At 55.1% G+C, this 13,641-nt stretch carries 12 protein-coding genes; 8 read left to right on the top strand and 4 right to left on the bottom strand.

Features of this window, described 5'->3' with window-relative positions:
* Positions 1–323: 323 nt before the first annotated feature.
* A complete protein-coding gene (locus tag ACZRKO_RS10345; protein ID WP_463737100.1) occupies positions 324–1,526 on the bottom strand; it encodes a multidrug efflux MFS transporter in 1,203 nt (400 codons plus the stop codon).
* A 392-nt stretch (positions 1,527–1,918) separates the two neighbouring features.
* Between ACZRKO_RS10345 and rhlE the strand changes: the two genes are divergently transcribed.
* Positions 1,919–3,328, top strand: a complete 1,410-nt coding sequence (rhlE, locus tag ACZRKO_RS10340) for an ATP-dependent RNA helicase RhlE (protein ID WP_463737099.1) — start codon at positions 1,919–1,921, stop codon at positions 3,326–3,328.
* A gap of 103 nt (positions 3,329–3,431) precedes the next feature.
* Here the strand turns inward: rhlE and ACZRKO_RS10335 are convergent, their stop codons facing one another.
* Positions 3,432–4,097 carry a helix-turn-helix transcriptional regulator gene (locus ACZRKO_RS10335; protein ID WP_463737098.1) on the bottom strand — a complete coding sequence of 222 codons (666 nt, stop codon included), beginning with the start codon at positions 4,095–4,097 and terminating at the stop codon, positions 3,432–3,434.
* Between the two features lie 123 nt (positions 4,098–4,220).
* On the opposite strand from ACZRKO_RS10335, the gene ACZRKO_RS10330 reads away from it, so the two are divergent.
* The 4 genes from ACZRKO_RS10330 (at position 4,221) to pbpG (ending at position 8,312) form a co-directional block, all read left to right on the top strand.
* Positions 4,221–5,657, top strand: coding sequence for an MFS transporter (locus ACZRKO_RS10330; RefSeq protein WP_463737097.1), 1,437 nt, complete (start codon positions 4,221–4,223; stop codon positions 5,655–5,657).
* 70 nt (positions 5,658–5,727) lie between these two features.
* On the top strand, positions 5,728–6,657 hold the full coding sequence (gene dusC / locus ACZRKO_RS10325) for a tRNA dihydrouridine(16) synthase DusC (RefSeq protein ID WP_463737096.1): 930 nt from the start codon (positions 5,728–5,730) through the stop codon (positions 6,655–6,657).
* Between the two features lie 58 nt (positions 6,658–6,715).
* Positions 6,716–7,141 (top strand): VOC family protein, encoded by a 426-nt coding sequence (locus tag ACZRKO_RS10320; RefSeq protein ID WP_463737095.1) that lies wholly within the window; start codon positions 6,716–6,718, stop codon positions 7,139–7,141.
* Between the two features lie 229 nt (positions 7,142–7,370).
* Entirely contained in the window at positions 7,371–8,312 is a 942-nt protein-coding gene (gene pbpG, locus ACZRKO_RS10315) for a D-alanyl-D-alanine endopeptidase (RefSeq protein ID WP_463737094.1), read from the top strand.
* Between the two features lie 129 nt (positions 8,313–8,441).
* Here the strand turns inward: pbpG and ACZRKO_RS10310 are convergent, their stop codons facing one another.
* Together ACZRKO_RS10310 and ACZRKO_RS10305 are read right to left on the bottom strand one after the other, a co-directional pair.
* A complete protein-coding gene (locus tag ACZRKO_RS10310; RefSeq protein ID WP_019105993.1) occupies positions 8,442–8,525 on the bottom strand; it encodes a small membrane protein YohP in 84 nt (27 codons plus the stop codon).
* A gap of 77 nt (positions 8,526–8,602) precedes the next feature.
* A complete protein-coding gene (locus ACZRKO_RS10305; protein ID WP_463737093.1) occupies positions 8,603–9,277 on the bottom strand; it encodes an aspartate/glutamate racemase family protein in 675 nt (224 codons plus the stop codon).
* A 421-nt stretch (positions 9,278–9,698) separates the two neighbouring features.
* Between ACZRKO_RS10305 and ACZRKO_RS10300 the strand changes: the two genes are divergently transcribed.
* The 3 genes from ACZRKO_RS10300 to ACZRKO_RS10290 all read left to right on the top strand — a co-directional run bounded on the left by ACZRKO_RS10300 (position 9,699) and on the right by ACZRKO_RS10290 (position 13,575).
* The gene (locus tag ACZRKO_RS10300; protein ID WP_463737092.1) at positions 9,699–10,415 is read left to right on the top strand and encodes a gluconate 2-dehydrogenase subunit 3 family protein; all 717 of its coding nucleotides are present in this window, start codon (positions 9,699–9,701) and stop codon (positions 10,413–10,415) included.
* Between the two features lie 74 nt (positions 10,416–10,489).
* Positions 10,490–12,262, top strand: coding sequence for a GMC family oxidoreductase (locus ACZRKO_RS10295; RefSeq protein WP_463737091.1), 1,773 nt, complete (start codon positions 10,490–10,492; stop codon positions 12,260–12,262).
* Positions 12,263–12,264: 2 nt separating this feature from the next.
* Positions 12,265–13,575, top strand: a complete 1,311-nt coding sequence (locus ACZRKO_RS10290) for a c-type cytochrome (RefSeq protein ID WP_463737090.1) — start codon at positions 12,265–12,267, stop codon at positions 13,573–13,575.
* Positions 13,576–13,641: the final 66 nt, after the last annotated feature.

Genomic DNA, 13,641 nt, shown 5'->3' with positions numbered 1-13,641 from the left:
TGGTTGTAATACTCCACTCCAACCCTCCCCTTCGCAGGGGGGAAGCAGAATAACTTTCGTTTTAAATGCCAGTGTGCCGCGTTCAAAACGACGTCGAGTGAGCGGTGAGAAACGGCGAGAGTATTTTTTCGAGCTGGTCCGAACCGGAAATGAGAGCACCGCGCAGCGGCGGAGTTTGCGGCTATAGCAGAAATACCTGAAACACGTCCGTCCCAACCAGCGCAGCAACGGAGTTAAAAAACGCGGGATTGGTAAGGGGATTCGTTTAAGTCCCCTTACCTCGGTGTGGGCCGACGCCCACGACTTTGACCTTATATTTGAAATTAAAATCTCGACTGGCGTGTCGGCACACGCCTAAAACTCCATGCTACCTGTATCAGGTTGAACAGCACTAAGACCGCGGTCACGAGGAACACCCACCGAAAGCCCATTATGGCCGAAACGCCGGAGCCGAGCAGGGGGCCTATCACGTTACCCATGTACATAAACGACTGGTTGTAGCCAAAGATGCGGCCAGTGGTCTGGTCACTGCTGTATTTCACCAGCAGGGCTTGTATCGCAGGCATTAACGCACCGTCACAGAAGCCGAGCATAAAGCGCAGAATACCGAGTTGTACTGGCGTGCTGATCGTCGACATCAAACAGAACAAGACAAAACACAGCACTAATGCGGCGATGAGAATGCGGTGCGCGCCGATGCGGTCGCCGAGTTTACCAAGCTTCGGCGCTGACATGAGCGCCGACACGCCGGGCACGGCGGCGATCACCCCACTGATAAAGGCAATATTGCTGGTATCCGACGATAAATCACGAATGAACAACGTGAGGATCGGGCTTATTGAACCGTTAGCCAGCTGCACCATCATGGTGGTGACGAACAGACTTAAAATCAGCCACGGATAGGGCAGAGACGTGAAAACCGCTTTACCGCTCAGGCGGTTGGCTTTGGTTATCGGCACGACGCGTTCTTTAATCAGAAAGAAAGTGATCAGGAAACTGATAAACAACATTCCGCTGGTGACGAAAAACACGGTGCGTAATCCGAGATGGTCGGCCATAAAACCGCCCAGCAACGGGCCGATGATGACACCGGAAACCTGCCCAGTGGAGAGCGTACCCAGCGCCCAACCGCTTTTGTCGCGCGGCACCTGCGAGGCGACCAGCGCCATGGCATTGGGAATATACCCGGACGTCAGCCCCATCAGGGTGCGCAGGATGAACAGCTGCCAGACGTTGGTGGCAAAACCCTGCAACATCATGACAATCGCCATACCGAGCGCGGCGCGCAGCAGCATCAGCTTACGGCCTTTGCGGTCGGCCAGGCTGCCCCACAACGGCGCGACCACGGCTGACACCAGGAACGTTCCGCTAAACACCAGACCCGACCACAAACTGAGTGACGCGTGGTCAGTGACGCCGAGTTGTTCGATATAAAGAGGCAGGAAGGGCAGGATTTGGCTCATCGCCATGCCGGTGAAAAAACACCCGAGCCAGACGGAGATTAGATTGAGTTTCCAGGTTTCCATTGTGCTGCGGGGTTGCCTTAATAAAAGAGTGTGAACTACGTCAAGCATAGCAAGTCAGGTGCCGCAAAGGGCCGCAAAAAGTGGTAAGGAAAGACTTCTGCGCTAATTTGCTGTCCTGTATCAGGCTTTTTAGCTATCGCCGCAGAAAATGCCGTAGCCTTTGAAAGCACAACAGTTAATTCCTTATACTTGCGTCGAAAACATCAGGTTACACCGCCGTTTTGGATATAATTTCGCGCAGCCGGCCGTATTGTGTTAAAATCGCCGCAACTGGCGCACTGCAGTTTGTGCCGAATCCTCGTGGTAATGCCTCATTTGCCTCGTCTGATCATCCACTCTTGAAACTGCACCGAACCCCGTTCGGGTTAGAGTGGACTGGAGCTTTTCCTTATATGTCATTTGATTCTCTCGGCTTAAGTGCCGAAATTTTGCGTGCTGTTGAAGAACAGGGCTATCGTGAGCCTACGCCTATTCAGAGCCAGGCTATTCCTGTTGTTCTGCAAGGCCGTGACCTGATGGCGAGTGCGCAGACCGGTACCGGTAAAACCGCTGGTTTCACCCTGCCGCTGCTTAACATGCTCAGCCATTCCAACGCGCAATTCAAAGGACGTCGCCCTGTTCGTGCGCTGATCCTGACCCCGACCCGTGAACTGGCGGCGCAGATTGGCGAAAACGTACAGTCTTACAGCAAATACCTGACCCTGCGTTCACTGGTCGTATTTGGTGGCGTAAGCATTAACCCGCAGATGATGAAATTGCGCGCAGGCGTAGATGTGCTGATCGCGACCCCAGGTCGCCTTCTGGACTTAGAACATCAAAACGCGGTGGATTTATCCAAAGTTGAAATTCTGGTGCTGGACGAAGCTGACCGCATGCTGGACATGGGCTTCATCCACGACATCCGTCGCGTTCTGGCGAAACTGCCAGCCAAGCGCCAGAACCTGCTGTTCTCAGCGACTTTCTCTGATGAAATCAAAGGCCTGGCCAGCAAATTGCTGACTAACCCGGCTTCTGTTGAAGTGGCGCGTCGTAATACCGCATCTGAGCAGATCGAACAAAGCGTGCATTTCGTTGATAAGAAACGCAAAAGAGAACTGCTGTCTCAGATGATTGGCGAAGGTGACTGGAAACAGGTGCTGGTCTTTACCCGTACTAAACACGGCGCAAACCATCTGGCAGAACAGTTGAATAAGGATGGCATCACTGCTTCCGCGATTCACGGCAACAAAAGTCAGGGCGCACGTACCCGTGCACTGGCCGACTTCAAAGACGGCGGCGTTCGCGTGCTGGTTGCAACCGACATCGCCGCGCGTGGTCTGGATATCGACCAGTTGCCACACGTGGTGAACTACGAGTTGCCGAACGTGCCTGAAGATTACGTTCACCGTATTGGCCGTACCGGCCGCGCGGAATCCACCGGTGAAGCGATTTCTCTGGTGTGTGTTGATGAACATAAACTGCTGCGTGATATCGAGCGTTTGCTCAAGCGTGAAGTGCCACGCATCGCGTTGCCAGGTTACGAGCCAGACCCAACCATCAAAGCTGAGCCGATCATCAATGGTCGTCAGGGCAGCGGCGGCGGTCGTGGTGCTCCGCGTCAGGGCGGCGGTCAGCGTTCTGGTTCTGGTTCAGGTGCTCCACGCTCAGGCGCACCGCGCTCTGCAGGCGGCGGCCAGCGCAGTGGCAACGGCGGCGGTGAAAACCGTGGTTCGGGCGAAGGCCGTCCTGCGGCCCGTCCTTCCCGCGCAGCGAATGCCGGTCAGCGTCGTTCAGGCCCTCCGGGTGGCAGCCGTAACTCGTAATCCTTCAGGCGAAGCTATTTCGTTCTGATCCCTTTCTTAGTGACTAAGAAAGTAAACCGCCTCATTGCAGGCGGTTTTTTTTGTCTGTTATTTAAGAAAAGTGTCACAACCAGATGCGGTATGCGCAGCGGCGCGCGCCCTGTAAAATATGCTCGGTACGCTCCACGTTGGCTTCCAGTGTGGCGCTGAACACGTCGCGTTCGGCGCGGCAAAATCCCTGGCAGGTGGCGGCGGCGGCACAAATCGGGCAATGGTTTTCTACCAGCAAAAAGCTGCCATCCTCTTCCTGTTGCCAGTCCGCCATATACCCTTCGCGGGTGCGGATCGCTGTCAGCCGTTGCAGGCGTTCCTGTAAGGTATCTGCACCGGTCATGGCTTTTTGGTAAGCATCGCGGGTCTGCGCTTCGCGCCTGGAAATCAGTTTATCCAGCGCTTTTTCCCCTAGTGAAGAGCGGATCAACGTCAGCAACTGGACGGTCAGATCGGCATGGGCATCCGGAAAGCGCGCATGCCCCTGAGCAGTCAGTTGCCAGAACTGCGCCGGGCGGCCCACGCCTTGTGAAACAGACCTCGCCTCAACCAGCCCCTCTTTTGCCAGTTTGACGAACTGCTGGCGCGCCGCCTCGCCGGTGGTGCCGAGAATGTTACCGGCGTCACTGGCCTGCAATTCTCCACGGGTTTTGAGCAGCAACAGCAGGCGTTCAGCTACGCTTTGTTTCATCCCGGCTGGATTTTCACTTCCTGAGTTTTCCAAGTCAGTGCTTGACATATTGCCTCATCAGGTTCTAGATTACGGGACGGATTATTATTCCAAGTTATTTCTTGTTTAATATTACCACAATACAGACGTACTTCAATAAGGTGCGCTGGAACAATCCAAAGGGATGCAGAGATGTCAGAAAACGAAAGCGGCTGGAGCGGTTTATTCAGCGCCGAAAACCGCGGCAGTGCAGTGGCGCTCAGCGCAGGCGTAGCGCTGTATGCGACCAACAGTTATATCGTTATCACGATTTTACCTTCGGTGGTGCAGGATATCGGCGGCCTCGCGTGGTACGCCTGGAACATGACGCTGTTTGTGGTCAGCTCGATCCTCGGCTCAGCGCTGTCGGCACGCCTGATGCGTAAGGCTGGGCCGCGCGGCAGTTATCTGACGGCCACCGGCATTTTCATGGCCGGTGCCGCACTGTGCGCCGTCGCGCCGAGTATGCAGGTTCTGCTGTTGGGCAGAGCGATTCAGGGCTTAGGCGGTGGTTTCCTGTTCGCGCTTTCGTACGCGATGATCAATCTGGTATTTAAAGAATCGCTGTGGCCGCGTGCGATGGCCCTGATTTCAGCCATGTGGGGTATTGCGACCTTAGTCGGCCCGGCGATTGGCGGCATTTTTGCTGAACTTCATGCCTGGCGTTACGCCTTCGGCCTGCTGGTGCCGGTGACGATGTTGTTCGGTGTATTGGTCTGGCGCACGTTACCGGCGCAACAGGCAAAACCGCAGGCGGCAGAACCGCTGCCGTTTGTTCAACTGGCTTTACTGACAGGTTCGGTGCTGGTGGTCTCAGCCGGTAGTTTATCAACCCACGGCTGGGTGAATCTTGGCGGCATTGTAGTGGCCCTTCTGATGGTGATGATTCTGCGCCGGCGCGAGTTCAGCTCGAAAATACGTCTGCTGCCGCGTAATTCGTTATCCCTCTCTTCGCCGCTGTGCTGGCTGTATATGACGATGGCGCTGCTGATGATTGGTCTGGGGTGCGAAATCTACGTTCCGTATATGCTGCAACACCTGCACGGGCAGACGCCGCTCGCCGCGGGTTACATTACCGCCGCCGCCGCCGCAGGCTGGACGCTGAGCGAAATGACCAGCGCCGGCTGGACCGGGCGTCGGGCCAATCAGGCGATTGTCTCCGGCCCGGTGATCCTGGCGGTGGGACTGCTGTTAATGCTGATTTCCATCCCCGTGGTGTTTGGCCCGCCGTGGTTCAATCTGAGCGGCATTGTGCTGGGGTTGACGCTGGCAGGTTTTGGGATCGGGCTTGGCTGGCCGCATCTGCTGACCCGCGTGTTGCAGCAGGCCGATGAGCAGGAAAAAGAGACCGCGGGTGCTTCTATTACGTTGGTGCAATCTTTCGCTGCTGCGCTGGGGGCGGCGCTGGCAGGCACTATCGCCAATCTGGCGGGTGTGAATGGTGGCGGAACTGATGCCGCCAGCAACGCCGCCTTCTGGCTGTTTGTGGCCTTCATTATCCCGTCTGCTCTGGGCATTTTCACCGCCTGGCGTTCGGTGAGTCAGCGCCGTTTGTCGCACCCGGATCGGCTGGCGTGCAGCAAAGGATAACAACGTAGCTATAGCCATAGCAGGGCGTTCACCCGTATCATTGCCCGTCATTTTTTAAGGGTTGAACGTCATGCGTGTATTACTGGCTCCGATGGAAGGCGTACTGGATCCTTTGGTCAGGGAACTTCTGACCGAAGTGAATGATTACGACTTATGCATCACTGAGTTTTTGCGTGTGGTTAATCAGCTGCTGCCCGTCAAATCCTTCCATCGTCTCTGCCCCGAACTGCTGAATCAGAGCCGCACGCCTTCCGGCACGCGGGTGAGAGTCCAATTGCTCGGTCAATATCCGCAGTGGCTGGCGGAAAACGCCGCGCTTGCCGTGGCGCTGGGCTCTTACGGCGTCGATCTCAACTGCGGTTGCCCGTCCAAAACGGTCAACGGCAGCGGCGGCGGGGCGACACTGCTCAAAGATCCGGAACTGATTTATCAGGGGGCCAAAGCCATGCGTGAGGCAGTCCCGGCCGGAATGCCGGTGACGGTTAAAGTGCGGCTGGGCTGGGATTCTCTGGCGAAGAGTTTTGAAATTGCCGATGCGGTACAGCAGGCCGGTGCCACCGAATTAACGGTGCATGGCCGTACCAAAGAGGACGGGTATAAAGCCGAGCGTATTAACTGGGAGGCCATCGGTGAAATCCGCCAACGCCTGACTATCCCGGTGATCGCCAACGGCGAGATCTGGGACTACGCCAGTGCGCAGGCCTGTATGCAGGTGACCGGCTGTGATTCGGTGATGATCGGGCGCGGTGCACTGAACATTCCTAACCTCAGCCGGGTAGTGAAATACAACGAGCCGCGCATGCCGTGGCCGGATGTGATGACACTGCTAAAAAAATACACCCATCTGGAAAAGCAGGGCGACACCGGGTTGTATCACGTCGCCCGTATCAAACAGTGGCTGGGATATCTGCGCAAAGAGTACGACGAAGCCACGGAATTATTTAGTGAAGTGCGCGTGCTGCAAACATCGAAAGAGATCGCCGAACGCATTAACCGCTGATCGTTTTCCCTGATTTCTTCATGCGCGGCTTCATGTACAACGCAAATGGAGAAATATCATGGATAACAAAGATACCGGTCTGACCCACATCGCCTTTTCAGTCAAAGATCTTGATGCCAGTCTGGCTTTCTATGAAAAATTTGCTGACATGAAAGTGATCCACCGGCGCGGAGAGCGTGGTACGGATGCAAGACCGGTAGCCTGGATAAGCGACCTGACCCGTCATTTCGCCATCGTGCTGGTAGAAAACCCGGATTCTGCGGACACCAGACTTGGTCCTTTCGGACACCTCGGTGTCGCCTGTAAATCAAAAGAAGAGATGGACGCCAAACTGGCGCTTGCACGCACCGACGGCGTTTTGCGCAAAGAACCCACAGAAAGCGGCCCGCCGGTAGGCTATTGGGCATTCCTGGATGATCCTGACGGCAATACTTTCGAGCTCTCTTACGGGCAGGAAATCGGTTATCAGATAGAAAATAATTAAACGCTTTTTTCGCTTCAAACGCCGCAGTGACGTTCTGCGGCTTATTTCATCAATGCCCCCTGCAAGTGTTTACTTACTCGCCAAGCCACGGCACCCGTGAGGTTGTGACAGACTTTGTGACAAATGGCTGCAAAAAATCCGAGTGTCATCCCGCGTTACCTCCCTTATAATTCCTCCGCAGTCCCGATGCTCCATTTCCATTGATGACAACCTTTTTAAATACAGAGCAATGCATGTGAAAATCCGTCTTTTGGTTCTGAGCCTGTTGGCTTTCAATGCAGGCATGATGTCTGTCTCAACCGCCACGGCTGGCGAAAAACATGCGCCCGTTGTCGCGCCTATTGTGCAAATTGCTTCCGGCAGTGCCATGGTGGTTGATTTAAAATCCCACGAAGTGATTTATTCCCGAAATCCCGATCAGGTACGGCCGATCGCCTCTCTGACAAAACTGATGACGGCGATGGTGACGCTGGATGCCAAGCTGCCGCTGGACGAAGTCATTTCAGTGGATATCCATAACACCAGCGAAATGCGCGGCGTCTTCTCCCGCGTGAAAGTGAACAGTGAAATTACCCGTAAACAAATGATCCAGCTGGCGCTGATGTCGTCTGAAAACCGTGCTGCTGCCAGCCTGGCCGCGCATTATCCCGGCGGATATGACGCTTTTATTCGTGCGATGAACGCCAAAGCTAAACAGCTCGGAATGACGCAAACCCGCTACGTGGAACCTACGGGGCTCTCGCCGCGTAACGTTTCTACAGCGCGTGACTTGACCCGCCTGCTGCTGGCCTCACAGAAATATCCGCTGATTGGCGAGCTGAGCACGACATCGGAAAAAACCGCTGTTTTTGCCCATCCGGCCTATGCATTACCTTTTCGAAATACTAACCATCTGATTATGAACCCGAGCTGGAATATTCAGCTGACCAAAACCGGTTATACCGATGACGCAGGCCACTGTCTGGCGATGCGCGCCACTATCAATGGCAAACCGGTAACGCTGGTGGTGATGGACGCTTTTGGTAAATATACCGCGTTCGCGGATGCCAACCGTCTGCGCACCTGGATGGAAACCGGTAAAACGGTCCCTGTGCCGCAAATCGCCAAGACTTACCGTAAGACCAAAGACCAACAACGCACTCAGCCAAATATCGAACAGGCTGACGATTAACGTTATTAAACGCCCGGCTTTGCTAAGCCACATAAAAATGGCGCTGCATGATGCAGCGCCATTTTTGTTTGTGTCTCGCGTTTGTATTTCCCGTTCGTTATTGGCGATAAGGAACGGGCAGGAGAGACGTTAGAAAATCAGTTTAAATACGCCCGTCAGCGTCAACAGGCCGACGATAAAGATAATGGCGATGATCCAGAGAATAATTTTCATACTCAGTCCCTCAGCAGTGTGATGTACGCAGTGATCATCGCTAAGCCGATGATATCCTTCACTGAGTATAGACAATGTCAGGAATTCTGCTGTAACCCCGCCTCATACTGTTTCTTGCGCAGATGCTCGATGGCGACACGAAGCCCGCAGCGCGGGCTGGTCAATGGCGCGCCAAACTGCGTGAGACTCGCGGCTCCGGCCATTGATGCCTGCGCTAAAGCCACTTTATCTACGCCCTGCTGGAAGGCCCTGTCAGCGGCGGCCGCCACGTTCTGCACATAGCCTGCGGCATCACCTGCCATGAATTTTTTCCAGGCCCCTTCTACCAGAACAAACTCAACTTCCGCCTGCGGATGACGGCTGACGCGCTCAAACAACTGTTTCGTCGGTTGCAGGGTGGTTTCCACCGCGTAGAGCACCCGGGTTTTGCCCGCTTTGGCCATAGCTTGCGTCGCTAAGGCTTCATCCACCCGCCAGACCGGCACCGCTGAACGGGTTGCTGCATCCGCAGCTGCCGGACCGAGTGTTGAACAGGTCAGCAGGACCAGATCGGCGGTTTTTGCCAGTTCAGTCAGGGCGTCACAGGCTTGCTGCTGGATGTCCGGGGTCAGTTGTCCGGCGGCGGTGACGGCGCTGAGCAAATCAGGGCGGGGGTGATGCGATAGCGTATCCGGTGTCAGGCCCAATTCTTCGGCAGCAGCATCGAATACAGCGATGTTACTGTCGGCGGTATGTAAGCAGGCAATGCGCAAAATAGCTCCAGGATGATTGAGGGCAGGATCACAGGTTAATGCTTTTCGCCTCCCGTGGTGGATATTTTTGCGCCTGCGTGCGGTGCCGATAACACGGTGTTTATTCATATATTAAATGAATGTATTGTCTGGTTCGTTATCGAAGCTGCGAATGACAAGGAATCTGCCACAGGGACGGTAGGAAATGGACTGCATAGACCGAAATCTCGACTTCCTCCTGTAAAAAATTGTTAATTACTGTTTTATATTAATTCGGTGATGGCAAGTACATGATTTTTATTTATTTTTATGTGTACCATTTGGTACGAAAAATAATACTTTTTCCTAACATCTTCGTATAATCCTCTTCACAAATTGCGTGATCCAACCTTGGGATCGCGCCGTTCGTCACTTTGCAATGTGCGTCTACAGGAGAATTAACGTGAAACGCAGACACTTTCTGACCTCGATGGCGGTGCTGTTATTCAGTACCGCGTTGAAGGTAAAAGCCAAAATTATCTCCGGCGGTATGCCGTGGATAATCCACGCAGTGCGGCCGCCGACGCCGGTGGTGGCCGGTGAATGGACATTTTTCTCGCCAGAAGAAGTCAGTCTGGTGGAGGCGATTGCTGACCGCATTATCCCCGCTGATGACCTGAGTATTGGCGGTAAAGAGGCCGGTTGTGCGCTGTTTCTGGACCGCCAGCTGAGCGGTGACTACGGCAACGCAGTCACCGTATACCGTCTGGGCCCGGTGGTTTCCGGCACGCCGTCACAGGGACCACAGTTCAGTGACACCCCGGCGCAGCGCTACAAGCTGGGTCTGGCGTCGATCAATGAAGTCTCTAAAGCCAGGAACAGCGGTAAAACCTTTGCCGACCTTAGCGTCGAAAAACAGGATGATTTGCTGCGTAAGATTGAGTCCGGTGAGTTTGCCCTGCCGGGGATCGACGGTCAGTTGTTCTTCAATATGCTGGTGCAAAACATGCGCGAAGGTTTCTTCTCCGACCCGCTGTACGGCGGCAACAAAGACATGGCCAGCTGGAAAATGCTCGGATTCCCCGGCGCGCGTTATGACTTTCGCGACGTGATTGACCGTCGCGGTGAGGATCTGCATATCCAGCCCGTCAGCATGTTAAGCACCTTCCCGAAATCATAAGCAAGACCGGTAATTCAACGGCCAGTGATTTGGGGACTGTTAATTTTTGAGCAAGCATTTATGAGCACAACATTATGAATAAAATCAGAGAAAAGGCTGACGTAGTGATCGTTGGTCTCGGTTGGGCCGGTTCGCTGATGGCAAACGAGCTGACCCTGGCAGGGCTGAACGTGGTGGCGATTGAACGTGGTTCATGGCGTGATACCAGCAGCGACTTCCCAACGACCATCGATACCGACGAGCTGCGTTTTGTCAGCCGCCGCGCCATCATGCAACCCCCTGCCGTCGAGACCCTGACGTTTCGCAACAACCCGATCCAGCAGGCACTGCCGCTGCGCGAGTGGAATACCTACCAGTTCGGTATGAACGTGGGCGGTGCGGGTACGCACTGGAATGGCATGACCTGGCGTTTCCTGCCGTATGACCTGCAAAGCTACAGCCAGACTGTCGAGCGCTACGGCAAAGGTAAGTTTCTTGACGGGATGCAGGTGCAGGACTGGGGCGTGACCTACGCCGACATCGAGCCTTTTTACGATAAATTTGAGCGCTATGCCGGGACATCCGGGAAAGCGGGCAATATCAAGGGCGAAAAAATCGAGGGCGGAAACGTATTTGAAGGCCCGCGCAGTCGTGATTATCCGCTGCCACCACTCAAACGCACCCAGCTCTCTATGATGTTCGATAAAACTACCCGTGAGATGGGTTACCACCCGTTTGCCGTTCCGGCAGGCAACACCTCGGGGGCCTATACTAATCCGCTCGGCATCAATATGGCACCTTGTACTTACTGCGGCTACTGTGAGTTTTTCGGTTGCGGCAACTGGTCGAAAAGCAGCCCGAATGCCTGTATTTTGCCTGCTCTGGTACAGCGTCCTAACTTCTCGGTGATCACCGAATCTGAAGTGCTGCGCGTGAATCTCTCGGCGGATAAAAAAACGGCGACCGGTGTGGCCTTTATCGACAGCACCGGCGACGTGTGGGAACAACCGGCTGATATCGTGGTGATTTCCGCCTACCAGATGGACAACGTGCGCCTGATGCTGTTGTCCGGCATCGGTAAACCTTACGACCATAAAACCGGCGAAGGCGTGGTGGGGCGCAATTATGCCTACCAGACTGTCTCCGGTGCCGGCATGTTCTTTGAGAATGAAATGATGAATCCGTTCATCGGTGCCGGTGCGCTGGCGCAGGCGATCGATGACTTCAACGGGGACAACTTCGACCATACCCACCACGATTTTATCGGTGGGGGCGTGGCACTGGTGCACTCTACCAACGGGCGTCCTATCGGCCAGTCCAATAACGTGCCGCCGGGAACCCCGCGCTGGGGCTCGGACTGGAAAAAAGCCGCCAAAGAGAGCTACCAGAACTACAACAATATCTATTGTATGGGTAACAGCTACCCGCACCGCGACGTCTTCCTGGATCTCGACCCCGAGTACAAAGACCGCCACGGTCAGCCGCTGTTGCGCGTCACGTTCGACTGGATCGAAAACGATAAGCGTTCCGCGAAATTCATGGCCGACCGCTCAGTGGAAATTGCTCACGCAATGGGCGCGAAGACCGTGGTGCGCCAAGAACCGACCACCAAACCGTTCTCGCCAATGGATAATCTCTCCTCGCACACCACCGGGGGGGCGTGCATGGGCGATGACCCGAAAACCAGTGCGGTAAACCGTTACCTGCAGTGCTGGGATGTGCACAACACCTTCGTGTGCGGTGCATCGGCATTCGCCAATAACGGCGGGTATAACCCGACCGGCACCGTGGGCGCATTGACGTTGTGGGCGGCTGAGGCGATCAAAACTCAGTATTTGAAAGCACCTGGTCCGCTGGTGAGGGTCTGAACATGAGCGTGAAGAAAACAGTCGCATGCGTTGTCGGCATTGCGGTGATCGCAGGGCTGGGTTTTGTCGGGTATAAAACCTGGCATAACGCGCACCAGACCTATACGTTCCAGGCGCCGCCCGCTGCTGACATGGCCGGTAAAACGGCCATCGAGCGTGGTAAATATCTGGCTCAGGCTGGGGATTGCGTGGCCTGTCATACCGCACCGGGCGGTAAAGCCTTTGCCGGTGGGTTAGGCTTGGCAACGCCATTTGGTACTATTTATGCCACCAATATTACGCCGGACAAGCAGACCGGTATTGGTGGCTGGACCGATGAGCAGTTTATGGAGGCGGTTCGCAACGGCAAAGGTATTGAAGGTCAGAATCTCTATCCGGCCATGCCTTATAACGTCTATGCCAAAGTCAGCGATGCCGACCTGAAAGACATCAAAGCCTATCTGGACAGCGTCCCTGCGGTGCATTACGACGGGCCGAAAACCGACCTGCCGTTCCCGTATAATATTCGTCTGATGATGTTTGGCTGGAACCTGCTTTTCCTTGATACCGCGCCGTTCAAAGCGGATCCTCAACAAACAGCCGAATGGAACCGTGGCGCGTATCTGGTCGAAGGATTAGGCCACTGCACCTCCTGCCATACGGCGAAAAACCTGCTGGGTGGCGATGATTTTGGTGTTCATTTACAGGGCGGGGAATTGCAGGGCTGGTACGCGCCAGAGATCACCGGCAACACCCGTCAGGGTATTGGTGCGTGGCGCAACGAGGAAGTGGTGCAGTACCTGAAAACCGGCGCTAACGCCCGCGCCGTGGCTTCCGGCCCGATGGCGGAAGCGGTCGAAAATTCCCTGCAACATCTGAATGTCTCTGATCTGAAAGCCATTGCGGTCTACCTGAAGAGCCTGCCGGGCAGTAAGGATGAGACAAAACCGCTCACCGGGGCCAGCGACGTGATGACCCGCGGCCAGCAGGTTTATGCCGACAACTGCGCCGCCTGCCACCAGAATTCCGGAGACGGCGTGGCCAATATGGTCCCTGCGCTGAAGGGCAATAACGGTGTCCAGGCGACGGTGCCAACCAACATCCTGCATGTACTGATGACCGGTGCCAAAGGTGCGGTCACGGCCAGTAATCCGACCGGTGCTGCCATGCCGGAGTTTGGCTGGAAACTGAATGACCAGCAGATGTCGGATGTGAGTACCTACATCCGCAATGCCTGGGGTAATCAGGCGTCAGCGGCCAGCGAAGGGGAGGTGTCGAAAGCCCGGCAGTCGCTGAACGGGGAAAAAGCATTGCACAATCCGCAGCGGAATTAAACGTTACCTGCACTGTCTTGTTCAGGGCCCCGTCAGGGGCCTTTTTTATAAATGCAGACTTTATGT

Source organism: Ewingella sp. C233 (assembly GCF_055407225.1).
The sequence above is the reverse complement of the archived record's forward strand: the minus strand, read 5'-3'. Positions and strand labels throughout refer to the sequence as shown.

Bases quoted from the DNA above. Each gene is read 5' to 3' on its own strand.
- ACZRKO_RS10330 (WP_463737097.1), top strand. From the start codon at position 4,221: ATGTCAGAAAACGAAAGCGGCTGGAGCGGTTTATTCAGCGCCGAAAAC.
- ACZRKO_RS10345 (WP_463737100.1), bottom strand. From the start codon at position 1,526: ATGGAAACCTGGAAACTCAATCTAATCTCCGTCTGGCTCGGGTGTTTT.
- ACZRKO_RS10335 (WP_463737098.1), bottom strand. From the start codon at position 4,097: ATGTCAAGCACTGACTTGGAAAACTCAGGAAGTGAAAATCCAGCCGGG.
- pbpG (WP_463737094.1), top strand. From the start codon at position 7,371: ATGCATGTGAAAATCCGTCTTTTGGTTCTGAGCCTGTTGGCTTTCAAT.
- ACZRKO_RS10290 (WP_463737090.1), top strand. From the start codon at position 12,265: ATGAGCGTGAAGAAAACAGTCGCATGCGTTGTCGGCATTGCGGTGATC.
- ACZRKO_RS10310 (WP_019105993.1), bottom strand. From the start codon at position 8,525: ATGAAAATTATTCTCTGGATCATCGCCATTATCTTTATCGTCGGCCTG.
- ACZRKO_RS10320 (WP_463737095.1), top strand. From the start codon at position 6,716: ATGGATAACAAAGATACCGGTCTGACCCACATCGCCTTTTCAGTCAAA.
- dusC (WP_463737096.1), top strand. From the start codon at position 5,728: ATGCGTGTATTACTGGCTCCGATGGAAGGCGTACTGGATCCTTTGGTC.
- ACZRKO_RS10295 (WP_463737091.1), top strand. From the start codon at position 10,490: ATGAATAAAATCAGAGAAAAGGCTGACGTAGTGATCGTTGGTCTCGGT.
- rhlE (WP_463737099.1), top strand. From the start codon at position 1,919: ATGTCATTTGATTCTCTCGGCTTAAGTGCCGAAATTTTGCGTGCTGTT.